At 45.6% G+C, this 25,560-nt stretch carries 22 protein-coding genes; all 22 read right to left on the reverse strand.

The features are described from left to right. Positions 1–118: 118 nt before the first annotated feature. Entirely contained in the window at positions 119–1,525 is a 1,407-nt protein-coding gene (gnd, locus tag OGY06_RS14395; protein ID WP_063940469.1) for an NADP-dependent phosphogluconate dehydrogenase, read from the reverse strand. 434 nt (positions 1,526–1,959) lie between these two features. Continuing rightward, complete coding sequence (locus OGY06_RS14400) at positions 1,960–2,736, reverse strand: glycosyltransferase family protein (protein WP_125112544.1); 777 nt, start codon at positions 2,734–2,736, stop codon at positions 1,960–1,962. A gap of 7 nt (positions 2,737–2,743) precedes the next feature. Next, positions 2,744–3,286, reverse strand: a complete 543-nt coding sequence (gene rfbC, locus OGY06_RS14405) for a dTDP-4-dehydrorhamnose 3,5-epimerase (RefSeq protein ID WP_125112545.1) — start codon at positions 3,284–3,286, stop codon at positions 2,744–2,746. Beyond that, entirely contained in the window at positions 3,273–4,445 is a 1,173-nt protein-coding gene (locus tag OGY06_RS14410) for a glycosyltransferase (RefSeq protein ID WP_125112546.1), read from the reverse strand. The genes rfbC and OGY06_RS14410 overlap by 14 nt, the downstream gene beginning before the upstream one ends. After that, a complete protein-coding gene (locus OGY06_RS14415) occupies positions 4,435–5,238 on the reverse strand; it encodes a glycosyltransferase (protein WP_125112547.1) in 804 nt (267 codons plus the stop codon). The genes OGY06_RS14410 and OGY06_RS14415 overlap by 11 nt, the downstream gene beginning before the upstream one ends. Further along, the gene (locus OGY06_RS14420) at positions 5,204–6,310 is read right to left on the reverse strand and encodes a hypothetical protein (RefSeq protein ID WP_125112548.1); all 1,107 of its coding nucleotides are present in this window, start codon (positions 6,308–6,310) and stop codon (positions 5,204–5,206) included. The genes OGY06_RS14415 and OGY06_RS14420 overlap by 35 nt, the downstream gene beginning before the upstream one ends. An 11-nt stretch (positions 6,311–6,321) precedes the next feature. Continuing rightward, entirely contained in the window at positions 6,322–7,416 is a 1,095-nt protein-coding gene (gene glf, locus OGY06_RS14425) for a UDP-galactopyranose mutase (protein ID WP_125112549.1), read from the reverse strand. 13 nt (positions 7,417–7,429) lie between these two features. Further along, positions 7,430–8,659, reverse strand: coding sequence for a flippase (locus tag OGY06_RS14430; protein WP_125112550.1), 1,230 nt, complete (start codon positions 8,657–8,659; stop codon positions 7,430–7,432). 110 nt (positions 8,660–8,769) lie between these two features. After that, entirely contained in the window at positions 8,770–9,636 is an 867-nt protein-coding gene (gene rfbA / locus OGY06_RS14435) for a glucose-1-phosphate thymidylyltransferase RfbA (RefSeq protein WP_125112551.1), read from the reverse strand. Positions 9,637–9,686: 50 nt separating this feature from the next. Further along, a complete protein-coding gene (gene rfbD, locus OGY06_RS14440) occupies positions 9,687–10,586 on the reverse strand; it encodes a dTDP-4-dehydrorhamnose reductase (protein WP_125112552.1) in 900 nt (299 codons plus the stop codon). Continuing rightward, complete coding sequence (gene rfbB / locus OGY06_RS14445) at positions 10,586–11,671, reverse strand: dTDP-glucose 4,6-dehydratase (RefSeq protein ID WP_125112553.1); 1,086 nt, start codon at positions 11,669–11,671, stop codon at positions 10,586–10,588. Before rfbB ends, rfbD begins: the two co-directional genes overlap by 1 nt. Positions 11,672–12,040: 369 nt before the next feature. Further along, complete coding sequence (gene galF, locus OGY06_RS14450; RefSeq protein WP_125112554.1) at positions 12,041–12,934, reverse strand: GalU regulator GalF; 894 nt, start codon at positions 12,932–12,934, stop codon at positions 12,041–12,043. Positions 12,935–13,099: 165 nt separating this feature from the next. Beyond that, positions 13,100–14,494, reverse strand: a complete 1,395-nt coding sequence (gene wcaM / locus OGY06_RS14455; RefSeq protein ID WP_125112555.1) for a colanic acid biosynthesis protein WcaM — start codon at positions 14,492–14,494, stop codon at positions 13,100–13,102. A gap of 11 nt (positions 14,495–14,505) precedes the next feature. After that, positions 14,506–15,726, reverse strand: a complete 1,221-nt coding sequence (wcaL, locus tag OGY06_RS14460) for a colanic acid biosynthesis glycosyltransferase WcaL (protein WP_063940480.1) — start codon at positions 15,724–15,726, stop codon at positions 14,506–14,508. Then, positions 15,723–17,003, reverse strand: a complete 1,281-nt coding sequence (gene wcaK, locus OGY06_RS14465) for a colanic acid biosynthesis pyruvyl transferase WcaK (protein ID WP_003834242.1) — start codon at positions 17,001–17,003, stop codon at positions 15,723–15,725. The genes wcaL and wcaK overlap by 4 nt, the downstream gene beginning before the upstream one ends. Positions 17,004–17,026: 23 nt before the next feature. Then, a complete protein-coding gene (gene wzxC / locus OGY06_RS14470) occupies positions 17,027–18,505 on the reverse strand; it encodes a colanic acid undecaprenyl disphosphate flippase WzxC (RefSeq protein WP_063940481.1) in 1,479 nt (492 codons plus the stop codon). Position 18,506: 1 nt separating this feature from the next. Further along, positions 18,507–19,901, reverse strand: a complete 1,395-nt coding sequence (gene wcaJ, locus OGY06_RS14475; protein WP_008785190.1) for an undecaprenyl-phosphate glucose phosphotransferase — start codon at positions 19,899–19,901, stop codon at positions 18,507–18,509. Positions 19,902–19,955: 54 nt separating this feature from the next. Continuing rightward, entirely contained in the window at positions 19,956–21,326 is a 1,371-nt protein-coding gene (cpsG, locus tag OGY06_RS14480) for a colanic acid biosynthesis phosphomannomutase CpsG (RefSeq protein WP_164562617.1), read from the reverse strand. A 127-nt stretch (positions 21,327–21,453) separates the two neighbouring features. Then, a complete protein-coding gene (gene cpsB, locus OGY06_RS14485) occupies positions 21,454–22,890 on the reverse strand; it encodes a mannose-1-phosphate guanyltransferase (RefSeq protein WP_164563302.1) in 1,437 nt (478 codons plus the stop codon). Beyond that, positions 22,890–24,116, reverse strand: a complete 1,227-nt coding sequence (wcaI, locus tag OGY06_RS14490) for a colanic acid biosynthesis fucosyltransferase WcaI (RefSeq protein ID WP_164562616.1) — start codon at positions 24,114–24,116, stop codon at positions 22,890–22,892. Before wcaI ends, cpsB begins: the two co-directional genes overlap by 1 nt. Continuing rightward, positions 24,113–24,592: a GDP-mannose mannosyl hydrolase gene (locus OGY06_RS14495; protein WP_003834256.1), complete on the reverse strand. Its 480-nt coding sequence runs from the start codon at positions 24,590–24,592 to the stop codon at positions 24,113–24,115. The genes wcaI and OGY06_RS14495 overlap by 4 nt, the downstream gene beginning before the upstream one ends. A gap of 2 nt (positions 24,593–24,594) precedes the next feature. After that, a complete protein-coding gene (gene fcl, locus OGY06_RS14500; protein WP_069219548.1) occupies positions 24,595–25,560 on the reverse strand; it encodes a GDP-L-fucose synthase in 966 nt (321 codons plus the stop codon).

The raw sequence follows: 25,560 nt of genomic DNA on the forward strand, positions 1-25,560 counted from the left end.
TTCTTTATCAGATTACGCCAGGAATATTAAGAAAAGATTAAGCAATCAACTTAAATCAATAGAATTTGAGATAAAAAAAAGCCCGGTCAAAAAACCGGGCTAGTGTACGTCAGAAGACTTACTCCATCCATTCGGTGTGGAATACACCTTCTTTATCTGTGCGTTTATACGTATGTGCACCAAAGTAGTCACGCTGGGCCTGGATCAGGTTAGCCGGCAGTACCGCAGAACGGTAGCTGTCGTAGTAGGCTACCGCTGCTGAGAAGGTCGGTACCGGAATACCGTTCTGCACAGCATAAGCCACTACATCACGCAGCGCTTGCTGATATTCATCAGCGATATTTTTAAAGTACGGAGCCAGCAGCAGGTTCGCGATGCCTTTGTTTTCAGCATACGCGTCAGTAATTTTCTGCAGGAACTGCGCACGAATGATGCAGCCCGCGCGGAAGATCTTGGCGATTTCACCGTAGTTCAGATCCCAGTTGTACTCGTCAGACGCGGCACGCAGCTGAGAGAAGCCCTGCGCGTAGGAGACGATTTTGCCCAGGTACAGCGCGCGGCGTACTTTCTCAACGAACTCGGCTTTATCGCCAGCCAGTTTAGCCTGCGGGCCGGACAGCACTTTAGATGCCGCAACGCGCTGGTCTTTCAAAGAAGAGATGTAGCGCGCGAATACAGACTCAGTGATCAGCGACAGCGGTTCGCCCAGATCCAGAGAGCTCTGGCTGGTCCATTTACCGGTGCCTTTGTTCGCCGCTTCGTCAAGGATCACATCAACCAGGTATTTACCCTCTTCATCTTTTTTGGTGAAGATGTCTTTAGTGATGTCGATCAGGTAACTACTCAGCTCGCCTTCATTCCACTCGGTGAAGGTGGTAGCCAGCTCTTCGTTAGACAGGTTCAGGCCGCCTTTCAGCAGGGAATAAGCTTCAGCAATCAGCTGCATGTCGCCGTATTCAATACCGTTATGCACCATCTTCACATAATGACCTGCACCATCAGCACCGATGTAGGTTACGCACGGTTCACCATCTTCGGCAACAGCGGCAATCTTGGTCAGGATAGGCGCAACCAGCTCATACGCTTCTTTCTGGCCACCAGGCATGATAGATGGTCCTTTCAGAGCGCCCTCTTCACCGCCGGATACTCCGGTACCGATGAAGTTAAAACCTTCCGCGGACAGTTCACGGTTACGACGGATAGTGTCCTGGAAGAAGGTGTTACCACCATCAATGATGATGTCGCCTTTATCAAGGTACGGCTTCAGGGAATCGATAGCAGCATCAGTTCCCGCCCCTGCTTTTACCATTAACAGGATACGACGTGGGGTTTCAAGAGACTCGACGAACTCTTTCACCGTGTAATAAGGAACCAGTTTCTTACCCGGGTTCTCGGCAACAACTTCTTCAGTTTTCTCGCGGGAGCGGTTGAAGATGGAGACGGTATAACCGCGGCTTTCGATGTTGAGCGCCAGGTTGCGCCCCATCACTGCCATACCGACGACGCCGATCTGTTGCTTGGACATTACATACTCCTGTCAGGTGTGGTACTGCGATACTTAACGCAGCTCAATATAGTATTAAAATAGCTCAGGATATGGAAATTAAATAACTAATTTTTTATACAGCAGATTAATATAGGAAGGACATAGTTCAATTTCATATCATTTGTATAAAAAATTTCAATTCTCTTTGCAAATGCCCTATAATGATTTCTTCAGATGAAATTATCAAAGCATCACTTACACATAGAAACTTTAAGAAACTTAAATGAAAAAAGCTGTAGATATTTAATTTCATTAATAGTCTATATATTTTAGACTATAGGCATAGTACTATTTAAATGAATCCACATGGAATAAAGACATAAGATAAAGCACTAAAATCGATGTAAACCACAATATAACCTCGTTATGAATCATTAAGATTAAGTCAATTACTAATAATCATACATAAACAGTTATATTATTGATATGGTCTTTTTATTTTTTAAAAAAAGATAAATGAATATACTTTTTATGTGCCATACAAAATTTTTTGAGAAAAATGAACGACTCGCTCTCTGTGCCAAATGAATAGCATAGTAATCAGTCAAGCAAGCTAATTGAATACCATTCGATTTAGCCCTATAGCAAATGTCAATATCTTCACAATACATAAAGTAGCGTTGATTAAACCCTTTAAGCTTCGAAAACAAAGGTGCAGTAAAGATCAAAAAAGAACCAGCAGCCCAATCGGCAGAAGATATACCATCTGAAATAGTTCTAAGAGTTACAGCATTTCTCTTTCCTAAAAAAAATGACTTTAGGAAATCAATAAAAACAGGAAAATTCCTAATCGATTCATCTCTCAGTGTTTTGTTTTCATCCAAATATAATGGAATAGTACATAATTGATGATTATCACGTTGCATTATAGAAACCAAGTCTAATATGGTAGTGCCATCCACAATAATATCCGGATTTATTACACAAAAGTAATCATCTCTATCAATTCCTATTTTATCACTTATATATTTAAACACATAGTTATTATTATGACCGAACCCTAACCCATAATCGCCATCATCAATAATAATGATATTTTTATTAAGGCGAAGCTTCGTTAATTTCCCTTTTGATAGTTGTCGATTATTTTTAATAATTACCGTTGCAACTTTAGATATTTCATCAAGAAGTGATGTACTAGATAGAATATCCTCATGCCCATGAGATATAATAGAAACAAATATAGTCATCTAACTATTAAACCTCTAATAACTCTTTAACAAGCAAACCATTACTATCTTTTTCAGAGATAATCAAATCATTTTCTGAAATAGGCCATTCAATATTAATCAAAGGATCATTCCAAATTAAACAGCATTCATCCGAAGGATTATAATACTCTGAACACTTGTATGAAAAATAAACACGTTCAGATAATGTTAAAAAACCATGGGCAAATCCAGGTGGTATCCATAATTGTTTATGTGTTTCTCCATCCAAATAAAAACCTTCCCAACCCAAATAAGTGCTAGAGTTTTTGCGCAGATCAATAATAACATCATAAATAGAACCTGACATCACTTGAATTAATTTACCTTGCGGGTTATGTTTTTGAAAATGCATCCCCCTTAGAACATTTTTAAATGAAAATGAAATATTATCCTGAACAAAATGATGGGAACCGAGAATATCCTCATATTTTCGGCGATTAAAGCTCTCCAAAAAGAAACCGCGTGTATCATGATAAACTTTCGGAGTTATTAGTTTAACATCATTAAGGGTACATTCAACTACGTCCATTATTTTTCCTTAAAAAGTAATCATCTAGAGATGAAAACAAATTATTATGGCCTTCAACGAATTTAGCACTAGTAAAAATTTGCTCAAACGATGTTTTTGCATTTTTGTTAAACCTATTATAATATATTTTATCTGAGCTTAACTTTTTAAGTAGATTACTTAACTCACCTTTTTCCAAATTAAATGGAATTGCAGCCTGAGTAAGATCGCATAATTTTTTATTACCACCTATAAAGGAAACTGCAACGGGACGTGATAAAGAAAGACATTCAAGTGGTAGTAAATCAAAGTATGTATGACGATTAGGAATCACAACAATATCGCAGGCATAAATCAATTCATTGATATCTGTTCTCCAACCATAATTCTTATAATTAGTCCTTTCCTCCTTTGTAATAGGACCAATACCAGCGGATATAAATAGAATATTTTCATTTTTCGTTAACTCTAACTCATCATAAAAATAATCATAACCTTTATGATAATTATATCTACCAAAAAAACCAACAACAAATTTATCACGTGGGATATCTAAACGTTCCCTGATCTCATTTTGCGGTATATCACACATCAATGGTGGTAAACCTGTTGTGACCTCAAACAATTTATGTTCATAGCTAACCTTTATGTCGGAATAGGATTCCAACCCTTCTTTCGCAGCGACAACTATAAAATCAGCAAGATAAAATATCCGATTCTCAAGATAACTCATTATTCTGAAATAGACAAATCTAAATAATAACGCGCCGTATTTTGCTTCAATATCATCCAGAGTTTCAACAGTATAGCTAACAGGGCCATGGGGCATAAAACCTATTTTCACTTTATCTTTCTTATAGCGTTTCAATATACGAGCGGCAACAGGGGCAGAGTGACATAAAACATATTTATAGTTATTAACGTTACCTTCCCCTGCAGTTGCTTTTAATCCAAGCAACGAGATTATATATTTAATACATAATAAATTTTTTAGCAAAAAATGAGGGATATTTTTTATTTTATTGTAAGAGGTATTACTTCTAATTTTACTTTCATTACTGTCATCGACAATGAAATTAGCATGAATGGATTTAGATGACTGATGAAGATTATAAAGATATCCTGCTGGCCCACCGCCGGGCCTTATACCCGAACAAAGGTGAAATATTTTATGCTCCATTTTTTTTTCCTCTCCTCTTGATTAAACTATATATTGTTCTTATATATGGATGTACACGTAAGATACCTAGCAAATATTTATAGTTATGTGTAAGCAAAAACTCCGAGAATAAAAAAGCACTTATTTGACAATAATTTTCTTTCGACTTAGATAGATCAGTTATTTGTAACTCATGACGACGGTAAGAATACAGTCGTTCAACCATATTCATAAATATAATTTTATTATCTCTAGCAAGCCTAATAAATAACTCATGATCTTCTGACATTAGCCCATATTTATAACCACCAACCGACATTAATATACTTTTCTTGCACATGATTGAAGCATGCACTATCGGATTTTTGTATGGTAGACAATTTCTTATAGACTCATTATCAGTGATTGATTTAAACTGTCTATTAGGCAGTTCTTCATCGTCTGGACCAATAAACTTACATGCAGTTCCCAATAATGAAATCGATTGATTTTCATTTAGAATAGAATATTGTTTTTCTAACCGATCAAAAGAACATATATCATCACCATCCATTCTGGCAATATACTCTGCCTTTGCTATGTTTATGCCATAATTTAATGCAAACGCAAATCCACCTAGTTTTGTACGATGTAGAACAATTCGTTTATCCATCTGTTCATATAATTTTAGCTCAGAAAACAAGTCATCATCACAACCGTTAGCAATAATTATAAACTCAAAATCTGTAAAAGATTGATTTAAAATACTATTTATTGCCTTATGTAAATAAGGAGTATACTTATTTATAGCCATTACAACTGATACTTTCGGCATTTAAGACCACCGTATTTTGTTTATACCAAATAAGGAAAAAAATAAAACACCAATAGATTGCGTAGGTGGGAGTAGAAAGCTTCAACAAAACAACGTTTATCAATAAAAAATCTTTAATTGAAAATTTGAGAATAAACATAAAAGTAACCAAATTAACAATCAAACCAACAACAATCCCATATAACGTAAAATTCGCGCCCCAAAATGTTAGATCGTATAATCCCTGATAATACAGTGGAAATGATTGGTTATAACCAACCAAACCATATCCAAACAACCATTTAAATCCTAAAAACAAATTTTTAATAGTATCTAGCTTTGTATTATTACTACCATCATCGCCACTTACAAACTGAATGTAACGCTCATGAATATTATCTTTAAAAAGAAAGATAACAATAAAACAAATAACACATGGAACAATTAAATTTCTTTTATTTTTGATAAAAAGACAACTTAAGAGTATAGCCTGGATGACTGCGATAAATGAAAAAGATAAAAACAAACTTGCTAATGTGACTGAAATTAAACCTGAGAACTTCCTTTCTTGCATATAAAGCATAACAAGTAACGCAACCATATGTAGAGAATATACTGCAGGCTCATCAAAAAATCCTGCAGCTCGAAACAGCTCTCCCCAATAAAAACGCCCCCCCAAGCCACCACTTAATAAATTGTAGTCAATCACATAATGAAAGAAATAATAGGAAACAAATTGTATATAAAAAGCCAGAAGATTTATAACGATAACAAATTTTATAGCGCTACTAAAAACATTATGATTAATTGAATTATCTTTATAAAACATGACTGCCATAAACATTCCAATCAATGACAGACATACATTATTAATAACCCTTGAATTATATATATCAAGAAAATAGCCAGACAAGCCAGCCATAGATATAATAAAAACCCCAAAGCTAGCGATTAAAAAATTCTTCCTATGAACAACTGGCTTTTTTAACAGAAAAAGACATAATGTTATCAATGGAATGGTTAACCAACTGATTATCACTCCCAATTTACTGGTTAATGCCACACCAGAAAATAACAAGTATAAATAGTTCATATGATGGCTTTTTAGTGATTTTTATTAATATAATTCAACGCGGATTTAATCACTTGATGCATATCATAATACTTATACTCTGCTAGGCGACCGCCAAAATGAACATTCTTTTCTTGCGAGGCTAACTCTCTGTAACGGGCAAAGAGCTCCATATTTTTCTTATCATTTATAGGGTAATACGCATCATCACCTCTCTTCCATTCAACAGGGTATTCCTTCGTAATAATAGTATGAGGGGTGTCTACATAATCAAAATGCTTGTGCTCAATAATTCTTGTATAGGGGATAGTACTCTCCGTATAGTTTATAACAGCATTCCCTTGGTGATTTTCAACGTTAAGTTCAGTATGTTCGAATTTTAGAGAACGATACTCTAATTCACCATGAGCATAATCGAAATACTCATCAATAGCACCAGTATAAATAATATTATTTGCTATTTTATTATACTCATTTTTATTTCTTAAATAATCTACACCTAATTCAACTTTAATACCATCCAGAAGTCCTTTGAAAATTTCCGTATAACCTCCAATTGGAATACCTTGATATCGATCTGAAAAATAATTGTTATCAAATGAAAATCTAACTGGCAGACGGCTAATAATAAAAGGTGGTAGTGTGGTTGCCTTACGCCCCCACTGTTTCTCAGTATAGCCCTTAATTAAAATGTTATATATATCCTCACCCACTAAAGATATAGCTTTCTCTTCTAAATTCGAAGGCGTCTTACCTAACAGTTTTGCACGCTGTTCATTAATAACCTCCATCGCCTCATGCGGTGTTTTTACCCCCCACAGTTGATAGAATGTATTCATGTTAAACGGTAAGTTATATAACTTATCTTTATGTATTGCTATTGGTGCATTAGTAAATCTATTGAAATCAGCATATTGGTTAACATAATCCCAAATCAACTTATCATTTGTATGAAAAATATGAGCTCCATATTTATGAACTTGTATGCCCTTTATATTATCAGTAAATGCATTTCCACCAATATGCTCTCTCTTCTCCAGAACTAAGACTTTTTTCCCTTTTTTATGTAATTCCCTAGCGCATACAGCACCATAGAAACCAGCTCCAACTATCAAATAATCATACATATGGCTTTACCTTTTAGATTAGATTTATTTTCTTCTTTTTTAAGAAAAAATACATCATTATTGTTACAAAAGACTCTGTTAGTAGCAGTGAAATGGCAGCGCCATTTTCTTGATAAAAATAAACAAGTGGAAAAATTATTGTAATGTTCATTACCCCGCTATAAATTAGAATCCTTCCAAATTCTTTTTTATAGCCATGAGTCAACATGGTTTGCACTCCAAATACATTACTTATAGCAACAATAAAGGGAATAAATGCCATCCATCTCAACACAGATACTGAATTTATATAACTACTACCAGCTACAATTTGAATGATTGGAGATGCAAAAAAGAATAAACATAAAGAACAAAAAAATGAAATACCACAAAAATATTTAAAAGTCTTTTTTATTAATTGCAATGCATTATTATAGTTATTACTAATCATAAAACATATTCGAGGATAGATTGCCTGGGCTATAGGATTTAATAATCCTTGAGTAGCACCTCGAATAGTATTCGCCGCATTATAGTAACCTACCGCAATGGGACTAATCATGGCTCCCAAGATTATTGCCGTGCTCGTTGTATATAAACTTATTGCTGATGTAGATACAAAAAGATGCCATCCATCAGTTAGACATTTTTTAATAATTAAAAAATCAAAATCAAAACCAGAAATCCATTTACCTCTAGCTATAATATATATTGAAATAAGTCCAGATAAAAACACTGCACAACTTTGAATTAGTGCAGCAATCCAAACATCACCCATATCTCTGACAAATACAAATGTCATTGGTATAACTATTATTCTAGCCAGTAAGGTAGAGATTGTAATCCACTTCATTTCTTCTATACCTTGAAAAAACCATACTGGATAAATTACATTCCCAATAATCAAAGGTAAAAAAGCAATAATCACAATAAAATTCTGATTAAAAATATCAAAAAGCATGCATATTACAAATAATAGAATTACTGAAATTATCGCCAATAGAGACTTTGCCCAAAAAAAACCCCAGAATAACTTTGTAAGAACAATTGTGTTATTTTTATTTTTTGCAACTGTTTCTGTTGCTGTCCAATTAAAACCGTACTCAATAAACAATATGAAATATTGAATAGTAGCTTGAAAAAAACCAAATAACCCGAAAGACACTGGACCTAATACCCTGAGCAAATACGGGAATGTTATCAGTGGAATAAGATAATTCCCGCCCTGCACAATAAAAAGGTAAAAAATATTTTTTTTCAACACTTGATTATACCTTTTTATTAACTATCAGCAATAAAAAACACAGCAATTAATATAATGATGATTTTGTCTATTCATATAATTTGCATATCCAAATATATAAAAACTATCTTTTACAACAATGATAGATATATGCCATATGCGCTTTTACCAAATTTTGAAGCAGCCATGTCTAACTGTTCCTTTGTAATATAACCTTTTCTGTAAGAAATCTCTTCTAAACAAGCGACTTTGAGCCCTTGACGCTCTTCTATTGTAGCAATAAAATTACTTGCCGCGATTAAACTCTGATGAGTACCCGTATCCAACCAAGCATACCCCCGTCCCATCATTGCAACAGATAATCTTCCCTGTTCCATATAAATTCGGTTAATGTCGGTAATTTCAAGCTCACCACGTGCAGAAGGTTTTAAGTTCTTTGCCATTTCAACAACATCGTTGTCATAGAAATACAACCCGGTTACTGCATAATTACTTTTCGGTTCGAGTGGCTTTTCTTCAAGGCTAACTGCTGTACCACTTTTATCGAACTCAACTACACCGTAACGTTCAGGATCGTTGACATGGTAGGCAAATACTGTTGCACCGCTTTCTTTATTTACGGCAGTATCCATTAATTTTGGTAAGTCATGTCCGTAAAAAATGTTGTCACCCAGAACCAGAGCACAATCATCATTACCGATAAACTCTTCACCAATAATAAATGCCTGGGCTAGGCCATCCGGCGTCGGTTGTACTTTATATTGTAAATTTAGTCCCCACTGGCTACCGTCACCCAATAACTGTTCAAATCGTGGGGTATCCTGAGGAGTACTAATAATCAAGATGTCTCGAATCCCTGCCAACATTAGCGTCGAAAGCGGATAATAGATCATTGGTTTATCATAAATCGGCAGCAGTTGCTTGCTTACAGCCATAGTGACAGGATAAAGACGAGTACCTGATCCCCCAGCTAAAATAATCCCTTTACGCGTTTTCATTTCATCATCTCTTTGTGTACAAAATGCCCGCTCACGGGCATTAAAAAGGTTCAAATCGCCGTCGTCGTGAACAACTCATTCAGCATACGTTTTACACCAACGTCCCACTGCGGTAATACCAGACCAAAGTTATTCTGGAATTTGTCGGAGTTCAGGCGAGAATTTGTTGGGCGGCGTGCGGGTGTAGGATACGCACTGGTCGGCACTGCATTTAACTGGGTCAATGCCAGTTCAATTCCTGCTTTACGGGCTTCGTCGAACACCAGTGCAGCATAGTCATGCCAGGTCGTGGTTCCACCCGCAACCAAGTGGTAGAGTCCAGCCACGTCGGGTTTGTTCATCGCAACACGGATAGCATGCGCCGTACAGTCAGCGAGAAGTTCAGCCCCGGTTGGCGCACCGAACTGGTCATTAATCACCGAAAGCTCTACGCGCTCTTTTGCTAGTTTCAGCATCGTTTTCGCAAAATTATTGCCTTTACCTGCATACACCCAGCTGGTTCTGAAAATCAAATGGTTGGCGCAGTGCGTCTGAAGCGCCTTTTCTCCCGCCAGTTTGGTTTCACCGTAGACATTAAGCGGCGCTGTAGCGTCCGTTTCGCGCCATGGTGTTTCGCCGGTGCCAGGAAAAACATAGTCCGTGGAGTAGTGCACCACCCACGCCCCGATTTCTGCGGCAGCTCTGGCAATTGCCTCCACACTGGTCATATTAAGCAACCGGGCAAATTCAACTTCGGACTCAGCCTTATCTACTGCTGTATGGGCAGCTGCGTTGACGATAACGTCAGGCCGGATACTACGTACGGTGTCTGCCACGCCCTGTGGATTACTAAAGTCACCACAATAATCAGTCGAATGTACATCTAACGCAATCAGGTTCCCCAGCGGGACTAGCGCACGTTGCAATTCCCAACCCACCTGGCCCGTTTTACCAAACAGCAGAATATTCATTACTGGCGTTCTCCGTAATTCTGTTCGATCCACGTCTTGTAGGCGCCGCTTTTCACATTTTCAACCCATTGCGTATTCGACAGATACCATTCAACAGTCTTACGGATCCCGCTCTCGAAGGTTTCCTGCGGCTTCCAGCCCAGTTCACGGCTGATTTTCTCAGCATCAATCGCGTAGCGACGGTCATGCCCAGGGCGATCCGCGACATAAGTAATCTGATCGCGGTAGGAACCTTCCTTCGGTATGATTTCATCCAGCAGGTCGCAAATAGTATGTACCACGTCCAGGTTTTTCTTCTCGTTATGACCACCGATATTGTAGGTTTCACCTACAACTCCCTGAGTCACAACTGTGTACAACGCTCGGGCGTGATCTTCGACATAAAGCCAGTCGCGAATCTGGTCGCCTTTGCCATAAATTGGCAATGCTTTACCTTCCAGCGCATTCAGAATCACCAGCGGGATTAGTTTTTCAGGGAAGTGATATGGCCCGTAGTTATTGGAACAGTTGGTGACAATTGTTGGGAAGCCGTAGGTGCGCAACCATGCGCGAACCAGATGATCGCTTGAGGCCTTTGAAGCAGAATATGGGCTACTCGGCGCATATGCTGTCTTTTCCGTAAACAGAGACAACACGCTACCGGCAGATACTTCGTCAGGGTGTGGCAGGTCGCCATATACTTCATCTGTGGAGATATGATGGAAACGAAATGCCTGTTTTTTATCTGCATCCAGCTCGTTCCAGTAGCCACGAGCAGCTTCCAGCAGTACATAAGTACCGACGATATTCGTTTCGATAAATGCTGCTGGCCCTGTAATGGAGCGGTCAACGTGACTTTCAGCTGCCAGGTGCATCACCGCATCCGGTTGATGAGTGGCAAAAATACGCTCCATTGCCGCTTTATCACAGATATCCGCGTGTTCAAAATAGTAGCGATTATTTTCGCTGACTTCGGCAAGGGACTCCAGGTTACCGGCGTAGGTAAGTTTATCGACATTAACAACGGTATCCTGAGTATTTTTAATAATATGACGAACTACTGCAGATCCAATGAAACCCGCTCCACCAGTAACTAGTATTTTCACGTTTAATTCCGAATATCGTTTATACGAATACTATTAATATGCTGGCACATAATGCACGTTTCTGGGCATTACGCACGCTACCGCCCCTGGCTTTGCAGCAACCAGAGCACTACTTAATGATAATGATGTAACTAGCCTCACCAGTTAGCGCGAAGCTATCTAAAATTCAAACGCTAATTGTCTTACCAAATGCGACCAGAAACAAGAAAAAATCCAACAAAAAACAGATTAAACTTGGTAGGTTAACTTATTGTAATCCTTCATTTTTAATATAAAAAACGACAGTAACATTCCATTGCTTAAAGCATAGAAGCTGGGATGTTAACTGCCGCTATTTTTTCTGGCTTGCCGTCACAAAGACGTGAACTTCTATTCGCTCAGTAGATTCTCGATGCTCTTACGGAACTTCGGACCTTCCTTCAGATTACGCAGTCCATACTTAACGAATGCCTGCATGTAACCCATCTTCTTGCCGCAGTCGTAGCTGTCGCCTGTCATCAGCATAGCATCAACAGACTGTTTTTTAGCCAATTCTGCAATAGCATCAGTTAACTGAATACGCCCCCAAGCACCTGGTTCAGTTTTTTCCAGTTCTGCCCAAATATCAGCCGAAAGCACGTAGCGCCCTACGGCCATCAGATCGGAATCCAGCGTTTGCGGTTGGTCGGGTTTTTCAATGAACTCAACGATACGGCTGACTTTACCTTCGTTGTCCAAAGCCTCTTTGGTTTGAATAACAGAGTATTCAGACAGATCACCTTCCATACGTTTAGCCAGCACCTGACTGCGCCCGGTTTCATTGAAACGTGCCACCATGGCAGCGAGGTTGTAGCGCAACGGATCCGCACTTGCGGTATCCAGAACGACGTCAGGTAATACCACGACAAACGGGTTATCGCCAATGATAGGGCGAGCACAAAGAATGGAATGCCCCAGACCCAGCAACTGAGCCTGACGAACGTTCATGATAGTCACGCCCGGAGGACAGATAGACTGAACCTCGGCTAATAACTGGCGCTTAACACGCTGCTCAAGGAGTGATTCGAGTTCGTAAGAGGTGTCGAAGTGGTTCTCAACCGCGTTCTTAGACGCATGAGTCACCAGAACGATTTCTTTGATACCGGCAGCTACAATTTCGTCGACAATGTACTGAATCATCGGCTTGTCTACGATCGGCAGCATCTCTTTAGGGATTGCCTTCGTGGCTGGCAACATGTGCATCCCCAGACCTGCTACCGGAATAACTGCTTTCAAATTAATCATTAAGTCATTCACCTATTCAATTGTTGCTGAATTATAGCTTTTTAGCTTGTTTTAGCCAGTATGAATTACATTACTCCGATGCCGCGTATGTTACGCCGCTTAACTGCGGAATGCAGTAATCTTAATCCCAGGCGGGTATAACTTTTGCCAGGAATGGTCGCAAAGTTACCTCCCCTGCCCCGGCAGTCGAAAATTCACCGCTTCGACATTCACCACCTGATGGTTTACCCGATCGATGTCAACTGAACTTTGCCCGCTTTCGTTTACCGCATGTACGTTGGCCAGTGAGAGTAGTGTGTCCTGTCTGGCCATAAACTTGCCGCGCACATCCTGGCGTAGATCGAAGTGCATCTTTAGCGCGGGTCCTGTTGCGGATTGCTGCATCACTCTGATGTTACGTAAAAAAAGGTGCTGCGGTTGGTTGTGCAACTCAAGCGTGGCTCGCTTCATCTCAACGTTGGTGATGGCCACGAACGACGTTGCATTACCTGATGAGATCTGAATGCCGCGTAATTTATATTCAAGTTTTGTGTTATCCAGATGGATATTATTTAACTTAAAGTTCTGCGGAATGGATAAATATCGTCCTTTAATAACACCGTAGCCAATGAGCATACCTGCGCTATTTTCCATATTGATATTATCAATCACGAAATTATCACAGCCATAAATAGCGATCGTCGCATTATCGATGCCCGCTTTCTTACTAAAATCTGGGGTAATATTTCGTGCAGTGATATTACGAATGATAAAATGTTTGCCGTTCTCTACATGGACTAGCTGTCGACAGTCGGTACCGGTGATATTCGCCACGACAAAGTTTTTTACCGCCAGTTCATCGGGATAGGTATTGTCATAGGTACTGCCCGCCAGTCCAATGCCGATGCCCCAGTTCACATTGCCGTTGGTACAGTTAATACGTTCAATGACATGATCAGAAATGAGGATGTTGCTGTCGTTGATCGCCACATTCCACTCAATGGCATCTCCCTGTAGATCGCTAAAACGGCAGTTTGTAATCTTTACGCCGTCCATCCGATTATGAAAGCCCTGACGCAGAATCCCATAGTTAGCACGTGTGACGGTAATATCCTGAATAGTCAGATTGCGCATCAGCCTCGGTGTTTTGCCGCCGATATAGATTTGCGTCACTGGCCCGAAACCACTCATGGCAATCCCTTTTATTACGCAGCCCGAACCGCGCACATCGAGGGTAACGTTCCTCAGGCTCCCGCCCTGCTCGCCCATCACCTTACATCCATCCTGCAGAATAAAGCGCCCTCGGCCATTGCCGCTTATTCGCCCTTGGAGGTGTAGCGTTTTGCCAGGAGGAATAACGATAGCGGTATTGAGATCCTTACATTCCAGTCCTTTGGGTACGACTACCGTTTGTCCTTCTTTGAACGCCTGCCTGAAAGAAGCGACCCAATCCTTTGGGTTGTAATCCTGAATGTTGACGCTGTCCGATGATTCAAGCGCCCGGACAACGGGAGAATGCAGCACGACAAGCGCAGAGCCTGCCGTCAGAAAAGTACGGCGTGAGAGTTTGTTCTCTGACATACAACCTCGATTTACATCGTTTGCAGCAGGCTGGCTAACTGTTTATTGATAGCTAACTGATTAAATTCAGTTTCAATTTTTTCGCGCGCGCACTGCACAATCGGCTGTACCTGCTCACTGTCGAGCAGGCTAAATGCCGTTAAACGCTCTGCCAGTGCCTGCGCGTCATTTTCCGGTGCCAGCCAGCCAGACTTGCCCGACTCGACCAGCTCAGGGATCCCACTGTGAACGGTAGAAATCACCGGAATACCTACCGCCATCGCCTCCATCAGCGCCACCGGGATCCCCTCCATATCGCCGTCTCTTCCGGTAATCGACGGCAGTAAAAATACATCCGCCTGCTCAAGCATCTCCTTTACCTGATGACTGGGCTTAAAGCCAGGCATCTCAATCACGTCATCAAGTTGATATTGCTCGATCAGCGTACGTAAACGACGCTCCCAAGGGCCGATACCCAGGATGCGATAACGAAATGAGACGCCCTGCTCTTTTAACTGTCGACAGGCTTCGATGGCGACGTGCAGTCCTTTTTTCTCGGTTAACCGGGCGACAGAGATAATTTCCAGCGGTGCAGCTGGTGCTTTCAGTTGGCGAGGGGTAAAACGCGTCATGTCGATACCCATACGCGAAACCGCGATTTTTTGCGGCGGGCATCCCATGTTTTTTAAACGTCCGGCCCAGAGATTGCTGATGGGTAACATCAAATCTCCACGTTGAAACAGTTGCTGATACTCAGGGGTATAGCGGGTAAGCACATCCCGATGCGAAACATCGACGCCGTGAAAAACCGTGGCGATTTTTCCGCGGATCATCCCAAGCTCACGCAGCTTGGCGGCGGTTACGCCTGCCGGCCCAAAATGAGCAATAAAGACATCTGCCTGAAACGCCTGCGGATTCCCGCCGCAAATAGCCGCCAAAATCAGATTGCGCGCCTCCTCGCCATAGCGTGCAACATTAAGCGCCTTCCAGGTCGCTGCGCGGGTGAGACCGTGCAGAGCCGCCGCGGCCCTATATTTCAGCTTCGCCAGTTTGCTTTCCGGTTCATTGAGCAACCAGCGCGTTTTTTCACCCAACCGGTAGGTATTAAATGAGGCATGCGTATTTTCAAGATCGCCCTTCTGCAAAGCGACAATCTCCACGTCGTAGCCCATATCGATAAATGCGGTTATCTGATTGAGTACAAAGGTCTCAGAAGAGAGCGGAAATTTAAGCAGGAAAAAGCCAATCTTCATTTTTCCCCCTCAATACGCGTTAAAACCGACTGCACCATGTGTACCCCGCGTTCGCGTTCGCGTGTCACAGCATCCCCAAGCCGTATGTTCAGATCAGGTAACTGTCCGAGGGTATCGGCGACCTTTCCTTCCAGACTGCCATCGAGCAGGTGGCGAATATCGACAGCCATCTCCGGTAACCCCAACTGTTGCATAATCCCTGCCGATTTATGCTCGTAGTTAATGGCGATGGCTGGCGTCATAAAATTCATCGAGATGATGGCCGAGTGCAAGCGAGTACCCACCGTCAGATCGCATGCTCCCAGAATCTTCCCCATCTCCAGATCGTTAAGTTCATCCATCACCACGTGATATCTGGACGAATCGTTAACATACTGGCGCAGGTTTAACGCCACCATGCGATCATCTTTGTTGTAACTATCAATACCGGTGCAGGTTGACAGTGCAATCACCTGGTAACCTTCATCGAGGATGCGGTTCACCACCCCGGCAAAGGCTTGCTCATAGGCCTGCTGCGTTGTCCCCAGACGCTTATCAAAAGGGGCCAACTCGCGTAATGTAATGGCAACGGTCTTCTGTTTAGCCGCCATATCTAACCAGTGCTGTACCGCATAACCTGGCTCAAAATCCTCATGATGATTGTCGACCAGCCAGGCCGTATCCACGCCTGTTTCAACTTTATCCGTGGTAATTGCGCTGCGCTTCATCAGATCAAGACTGACGGATTCACGTAAAATCAACGCATTACAGTGACCAAACACGTAGTTCGCCAGTTGATTAAACTGCTCATCCTGGAATGGCCCCACGCTGTGACCAATCATGTACAACGGTTTTTTCGCCATAAACGAACACAGGGCATGTTCAAACTGCGGTACGCCATACAGATCGACAAAGAACGATCCGCCGACCTGGATGATGGCGTCATAGCGCGACAGCAGACGAACAAAATCGGTAAAACCCTGGGCGATAGCGATATTGCGCAGATTACCGGAGTCGGTAACACGCGAGAGCAGTACCTGATGCTGATAGCGGCGACGCAGCACTTTCTTCACGCGCCCCATAACACCCGCTGCGTTGTTGTGTTGCTTCATCTGCGAATACAGCGGATCGCCCATCACCGGGCGGTTCAGCAACCATGAGGAGCTCACCGGGTAACGGCTCATAACATCCACTTCAGTCTCAGGACGCAACGCGTTAATGGCATCCAGCAAACCGCGCAGGATCGCGCTATCCCCTCGGTTCCCGCAGGTATGGTTGCCCAAAATTAATAGTTTCATTATGACCTCTTAAAGCGTTGTTCTTATCCTGCACGGAGCAAGGTTTTCATTTTTTCACTGCGACAGAGCTGGCGTTTTATTTCCACCACCAGCGGATGACGCGACAGCACCATCATTAGCGCAAACGCCAGCGCCCCTGCCGCTATCTGGCTCCCCAACAACACGCCCAACGACAGTTGCCCATGCAGCAACACACCCAGCGCATAACTCACCACAAGGGTTGGCAAGGAGAGATACAACGGCAGCCAAAGACTGAGCATGTACTGGCGGTAGCTGGGGCCAAGAACAGGTTTAATCATCACGAAATAGCTGAGGACTGTGTTAATCACCTGGACCAACAAAAAGCCCAGCGTCACGCCAATTGCCCCGGCCAGATGTCCACCGATGAAAATGGCGGGAATAAACAGAAAGGTTTTGAACACATTGAATTTAAAGCTGATATCAACCCGCGCTTTCGCCATCAAAAGCGATCCTATTGGATTCCCCACCGAGCGCAGCAGCCCAACAATGCACAGCAGTTGCAGGATGGGGATAATGCCGTTCCACTTCTCGCCGAATACCAGCGGCACCACGTTATTCGACACCACCATCAGTCCCAGCAGCGCCGGGAAGTTGATAATCCCAACCACCGACAGCAGCTTGTAAAAATTCACTCGCAGCTTTTCACTGTCGTCCTGGATTTTGGCAAACGCCGGAAACAGCACGCGGGTGATAATCGGGTTCAGTTTGATCGGGGGGACAACCGCCACATTCCAGGCGAGATTGAATCCGCCCGCCACGCCAGCTCCCAACGTGCGGGCTAAAACCAGCGTGGAAAGGTTGGTATTGATGTAATTGATGATGCTGTCTGCCGTCAGCCACGCACCAAAACACAGATTCGACGAAACCGATGCCAGAGAAAAATGCAGCCCCGGACGGTAAATCCAGCGACCAAAATAGCCGAACAGCAGCGTACGTAGCGTACTGTTTACCAGATACCCGAGAATGGCCGTCAGTGCGAGCGGCCAGAAATGGGCGCTGACTACGGTAAAGGTAAAACCGGCCAGTACCGAACTGGTTTCAATCATGCCAATTTTGTTGAAGGCCAGCTCTTTTTGCATCAGCGCGCGAAACTGCTGCCCGTGCGGTATCACCACAAACGCCAGTGATAAGGTTTTGATGAGCGGTGCCAGTTCTGGGTTATTGAGCACATGGGCAATCGTCTCGCTCAACAGAAACATCGCCACGCATACCACGATACCCATCCCAACGTTGAGCCAGTACAGCGTGGTCAGTTCAAGATAGCCAATCTCTTTACGCTGAATAATTGAGTTGGCGATACCAAAGTCAGACAACGTATCGGCCAGCGCGATGATCACCAGCGCCACGGTTAACAACCCGAACTGGTGGTTATCAATAATCCGTGCCAGTACGGTCATCTGGATAAGCCCCAGACCAATGATGATCACCGTGGCAATCGCCGACCACTTTGCGCCGTTAAGCGTTTTTTCTCGTAAACTCATGTTAATACGCCGCTTTGTTGACAAAGCCTTTGAATACCGTCAGAAAAACAATTTTGATATCGAACCACACGCTCCACTCGCGAATGTATTCGAGGTCAAATTCCACACGTTTTTCCATTTTTTCCAGCGTATCGGTTTCACCCCGCCAGCCGTTGATTTGCGCCCAGCCGGTAATCCCCGGTTTCACCTTATGGCGTAACATGTACCCCTCGATCAGTTGGCGATACTGTTCGTTATGCGCTACCGCATGTGGGCGTGGCCCGACGATAGACATGCCTCCGGTCAGCACGTTAATAAACTGCGGCAGTTCATCGAGCGATGTTCGGCGCAGGAAATTCCCCACAGGGGTAACGCGCGGATCGTTTTGCGTCGCCTGCGTCACCACCGCGTCGTTTTCCATCACTTTCATCGAACGAAACTTCCAGACTTTGATCGGTTTGCCGTCCATGCCATAGCGGGTCTGGCGGAAAATCACCGGTCCTTTGGAGGTCAGTTTTACCAGTAGCGCTATGCCACACAGCACCGGAGAAATAAGCAGCAGGATCAGCGAAGCCAGCACGATATCTTCCGCGCGCTTTAACAGACGATTAATCCCCGAGAGCGGCGTGTCATACAGCGGCACCACCGGAACGCCATTCATCTCCTCAATCCGTGAATGCAGAATGTTAAAGGTAAAGACATCAGGAATAAGGATCACCGAACAGGTGGTGTCGGCCAGCTCACGAACCAGTTTTTTGACGCTGGCGCCATCGCTCATCGACATGGCGATATAAACGTTATGAATACGAGAGGCTTTGGCGTCGTCCACCAGCTGTTGCAGATTACCGGCCCAGTCGCGGGAGTTTTTTCCAGGGATAGGATCGTGATAGACCCCCGCCACTTCAAATCCCAGCCAAGGTTCATGGCGAAAACTGTCCAATAGCATTTGTCCGGCGGGCAGGTCCCCTGCCACCGCCACCCGGCGCGTGTTATAACCGCGATTACGCAACCATCCCGCGCCGTAGCGAATAAACGAACGGCTCAACACCAGGCCAACGCTGGATAGCAGATACCACGCCAGCCAGACAGCGAGACGGTTATCAAAATCGTTATTAAAGGCGATCAGACCTGCGCAAAAAATCAGACTCAGCGTCCAGTTTTGCAGCAACAGCACCAGCTCAGTGGAAATTTTGACACCGCGCCAGGAGCGATAAAAATCCGTTATGCCACCGAGCATCTGAAAAACGACCAGCGTGATCAGCGCCACCAGCAGGTGCATGTACAGGAAAGGCAAACCGCTTAATTCGCAGATTACCCACAACCCGCCAAACATGATGGTGATATCTGAAAAGCGTTGCACCATCGAAATTAACGACGCATTGGTTTTGGCGCGTTCGCGCTTTTTTAGATGTGTCATCGTGGTTCCTGTTAGTCACCCTTTGCCCAGCTTCGGGCAAAGGAAGCACCAGCATTACTGATTCAGTAATGCCAGAAGAGTGCGCGTTCGCGCTTCCATCAACGGAATATCTCCGCGCGATTCCACGTTCAGGCGCACCACCGGTTCGGTATTGGATGAGCGTAAATTAAAGCGCCAGTCGACAAACGACATGCTGATACCGTCCGTTCTGTCCACCGACAACGCCTCACGGGAAAAATGCTGCTCCACGCGCGCAATCGCCGCCGTCGGCTCTGCCAGTGTACTGTTTATTTCTCCGCTCGCCGGGTAGGCCACCATCCGGTCACGAACCAGTTCGCCCAGCGACTGCCCTTTCAGACACAGCAGCTCCGCCACCAGCAGCCACGGGATCATTCCGCTGTCGCAATAGGCAAAATCGCGGAAATAGTGGTGCGCGCTCATTTCACCGCCATAAATGGCATCTTCACGGCGCATCCGCTCTTTGATAAACGCGTGCCCGGTTTTAGACATCACCGGTTTACCGCCTGCCGCCGTCACCACATCCACGGTGTTCCAGGACAGGCGTGGGTCGTGGATAATTTTCGCCCCCGGATTCTTCTCCAGAAACGCTTCCGCCAGCAGGCCGACAATGTAGTAGCCTTCAATGAACTGACCTTTTTCATCGAACAGGAAGCAGCGGTCAAAATCACCGTCGAAGGCAATCCCCATATCCGCGCCGTGTTCAATCACCGCATTGCGCGTGTCGGCCCGGCATTCCGGCAGCAGAGGATTGGGAATACCGTTGGGGAAGTTGCCATCCGGCATGTTGTGAATTTTGATGAACTCGACCGGCACGCCCAGCGCCTTAAAACGGTCTTCAATGGCGTCAACCACCGGACCTGCCGCGCCGTTGCCGGAATTGAGCACCAGCTTCATCGGTTTCAGATTGGCTGGATTGATGTAACCCAGCAGGTGGTCAATGTAGGCATCACGGGTAGTAATGCGCTGGTAGCGGCCACGTTTTGTCTCATCAACCGCCGGGAAGTCATTGGCTTGCGCCAGGCGCTGCACGTCGCGCAGACCGGTATCACCGCTGATGGGCCGAGCCCCTTCCCGCACCAGCTTCATGCCGTTGTAATCCATCGGATTATGGCTGGCGGTCACTTCAATACCGCCGTCAATGCCCAGGTGGAAAGTGGCAAAATAAATCTCTTCGGTACCCGACATGCCAATATCCAGCACATCCACGCCTGCATCCTGCAGTCCTTTCGCCAGCGCCAGCTTCAGCGTCTCACTGGTCAGGCGCACATCGCCGCCAAGGACAATCGTTTTTGGCTTCAGGTACTCGCCATAAGCGCGGCCAATACGCCACGCGATATCTTCATTCAGCTCTTCGCCCAGCCTGCCGCGAATATCGTAGGCTTTGAAACAGGTTAATTTCGTCATGATTTACCCTTCTTCAGGCAACAGTTAGCCCTCTCCTGAATGGAGATATTTTTCAAAAAATGACTAACCGTTCGTTTGTAGGCCGGATAAGGCGTACACGCCGCCATCCGGCAACGATGATGTTGTGTTAAGCGCGCCCGTATCTGTCCGCAAACCGCACCACATCATCCTCATCGAGGTAAGATCCGGAGCGCACTTCAATCAGATCGAGCGGGATTTTCCCCGGGTTCTCCAGACAATGGGTCGCCCCCAGCGGAATATAGACAGACTCGTTTTCAGCGAGCAGTTTAATGTCGTTATTGATTGTCACCTTCGCGGTACCAGCCACCACAACCCAGTGTTCAGCCCGGTGATGATGCATCTGCACGGACAATCCCTCACCGGGTTTAACGGTAATTCGCTTCACCTGGTAACGGTCTCCGGCATCAATAGAGTCGTACTTGCCCCATGGACGGTAAACTTCACGGTGAATATGGTGTTCATGGCGTCCGTCAGCTTTAATTTGCTCCACCACTTTTTTGACGTCCTGCACCGCGTTGCGATCGGCTATCAGCACCGCATCTTTGGTCTGCACCACCACCAGATCCTTCACCCCGACGGTCGTCACCAGGCCAGACTCGGCATACACGTAGCTGTTTTCCGTTTTATGGCTAATGACGTCACCATGATGCACATTGCCTTCAGCGGTATGGGCGCTGATTTCCCACAATGATGACCAGGAGCCAACATCGCTCCAGCCTGCGTTCATGGGCATCACCACCGCATCGGCCGTACGTTCCATTACCGCATAGTCCACAGACTCTTCCGGGCAGGCGAGAAACGCCTGTTCATCAACGCGGATAAAATCAAGATCGGGGTCAACCGTACTCATGGCGTTTTCGCAGGCCTCAAGAATGTCGGGGCGATATTTTTTCAGTTCTTCCAGATAGCGCCCGGCCCGGAACAGAAACATGCCGCTGTTCCAGTAGTAGTCGCCGCTCGCCACGTAAGCCTGCGCGGTTTCCAGATTGGGCTTTTCAACAAACTGCGCCACCTGAAAAGCCACGGCGTCAGTATTGGATGGCGAAACCTCGCCGCGACGTATATAACCATAGCCGGTCTCCGGCTGGTCCGGCACGATGCCAAACGTCACCAGCTTACCCGCGCTGGCGTAGGGTATTGCATTGCGAACCGCCTCGCGAAATGCCTCCTCGTCGGCAATCATGTGATCGGCCGCCAATACCAACAGCAGCGGATCTTCCCCCGGACTTTGACGTTTTGCCGCCAGCGCGGCCAGTGCTATCGCCGGTGCCGTATTGCGCCCGGCGGGTTCGAGAATAATATTCTCAGTCAGCTTGTGCAGTTGTCGTAGCTGTTCCGCCACAATGAAACGGTGTTGTTCATTACAGATAACCACCGGGCTTTCGCACTCCACGCCGTTCAGACGACAAATCGTTGTCTGCAGCATGGTGAGGTCGCCTTTCAGGCACAGGAACTGCTTTGGATACAACACGCGGGACAGAGGCCATAAACGGCTACCCGAGCCACCGGCCATCACCACCGGAAAGAGTTTGCTTTGACTCATCATGTCCCCCGAATATCTGCAATAAATTGGCTCAGCACGTTTTCTTTATCCAACGTGCGTTCGGCATACTCACGTGCCACCGTATTAACTTTTGGTATGGTTAGCGTCTGTTGAATCCCGCCAACCAGCGCATTCACTGATTCAGGCTCGACACACACCGCGATGCCTGGGTGAGCGTCACACAGCTGACCCAACTCGGTCTCCGGTTCGGCGGTAATCACCGCGTTACCGCCAACGGCGAGGATATTGGTCAGTTTGGAGGGCAATACGGCATCCGCCGCACCGCGCTTTTGTACCACCAGATGGCAGTCCGCCATCTTGAGCAGCGCAGGCAGCGCGTCATAAGATTGCAGCGGAAAGAACATCACATTGTTCAGGCCGCGTTCACTAGACATACTCTCCAGCCGCGCTTTCCCCCCGCCCTGCCCGACAATCACAAACAGCCAGGGCTGTTCGCTCAACAGGGCCGCTGCGTCGATCACACTCTCCAGCCCTTGCTTTTCACCGATATTGCCTGAATAGAGAATGATTTTTTTATCATCAGGCAAGCCCAGTTGCTGGCGCAACGCCAGAGCATCGGCATCGTTCACGTCACGAAAACGCGCTACTTCTGACCAGTTCGGAAAGAAAATGACCTTCTGTGCATCAACGCCCTTCTCCTGCGCTTTATTCATCATTGAGCGAGAAATGGTCGAAATATGATCCATATTCAACAGCCCACTGCGCTCAAAGGCGCTGGCCAGTTTTGCCACCGCGCCACGCTTGCCTTTGCCCGCCATGCCAAGCCCCAGCATGGCATCGACTTCGTAATCCTGAATATGCAGCAGCGTGCGCGCCCCGGACAGCTTCGCCAGCAGACGCATGCCCGGCGTACAAAACAGCGTCGGTACTACCCCAATGATGCGATCCGGCTTCCAGCGACGCTGCGCCAGCAGCGGAAAGAAACTACTCAGAGCGAAACTGCCTAGATGCAGCACACGCTTGAGCGTAGAAGGCTGCTCAGGCACATACAGCGGACAACGCCAGACGATGGCATCGCCCTCTTCACGACGATAGCGCCAGGATGAATAGCGACCGTTGACCTTCCACTGCGGATAATAAGGCGGCGCAGTGATCACCCGTACGTCATGCCCCTGTTGCGCCATCCACTCCACCATTTCACCGGTGTATTTACCGATACCGGTCAACTCCGGCGAATAGTTGATGCCATACACAAGGATCTTCATAGCCCGGGTACTCCGGCCTGACTCTTCTCACAGAAGTAAGCCCGGCTGTTGTCGTGCACGTGGTCACTGGTCAGAATCTCTTCAATTGCCAGCCAGCGGTACGCGTCATGTTGAACGTCAGGCAGCTGCAGGTCGTTTTCCGACACCCGCAGACGAAATCCCAGCACGATGTAATGCGTTGAGAAATCTTCCCCGGAAAAGTTGTCGTCATAGAAGTGCTGCCAGACCCCGTAAAACTCTGCAGCGGACAGCGGTAAACGTAACCCCAGCTCAGCGCCAGTCAGCCGCTCAAAGGCCGCGCGCAGCGGTTCATCTTTTTGCACCCGACCGCCGGGCACGAACCAGTACCCCTGCGCCGGACGATTGAGGCGCTTGCCAAGCAGAAATTCGCCGTGGGCGTTTTCCACGATCAAATCGATGGAAATCAGCGGAGTTGAACGTACAACGGTGGCAAAATCCTCATGACGTAAAAACATGCTTACCCCCGGTAACGCTGCTGGTTTTCAAGGAACCACTGATATGTACTGGCAAGCCCCGCTTCCAGAGATATCTCGTGATACCAGCCCAACTGATGCAGACGCGTAACGTCGAGCAATTTGCGCGGCGTGCCGTCCGGTTTGCTGGCGTCAAACACCACGCGCCCCTTGTAACCCACAACCTGCGCGATGGTCTGGGCCAGTTCACGGATGGTGCAGTCCACGCCAGTGCCCACGTTGATATGCGACAGCATTGGTTGGGTATATTCCTGCAACACTTCCTGAGCCAGCTCCATCACGTGGATACTGGCCGCCGCCATATCGTCGACATGCAGAAATTCACGCATTGGCGTCCCGCTTCCCCACACCACCACATCCGGCGTATTTTGCTCGCGAGCCTCATGAAAGCGGCGCAGCAGAGCCGGGATCACATGCGAATTACTCGGATGAAAGTTGTCATGCGGTCCGTACAGATTGGTCGGCATCACCGAGCGATAATCACGGCCATACTGCCGGTTATACGATTCGCACAGCTTGATACCGGCAATTTTGGCAATCGCATACGGTTCATTGGTCGGTTCAAGAGTCCCCTGCAACAGTTCACTTTCAGCGATTGGCTGGGTGGCTTGCTTGGGATAAATACAGGATGACCCGAGAAACAACAGTTTATTCACGTTATGCAGATGCGCTGCATGAATAATGTTGCTCTCAATCATCATGTTTTCATAAATAAAATCAGCAGGATAAGTATTATTTGCCACAATCCCCCCTACTTTTGCCGCCGCCAGATAAACCTGATCAATGTGTTCAGTGGCGAAGAACGCCTGCACCGCACCGGCGTCCAGCAGATTAAGCTGGTCGCGGGTACGCAGCACCAGCTCTACGTTATTTCGCTGCGACAATTGTCTGACGATGGCGGCCCCCACCATCCCGCGATGGCCCGCCACAAAAATACGTTGTGTCTTCAT

Origin of the sequence: Citrobacter sp. Cpo147, from assembly GCF_030332405.1 — a bacterium.
GTDB classification, from domain to species: Bacteria; Pseudomonadota; Gammaproteobacteria; order Enterobacterales; family Enterobacteriaceae; genus Citrobacter; species Citrobacter portucalensis.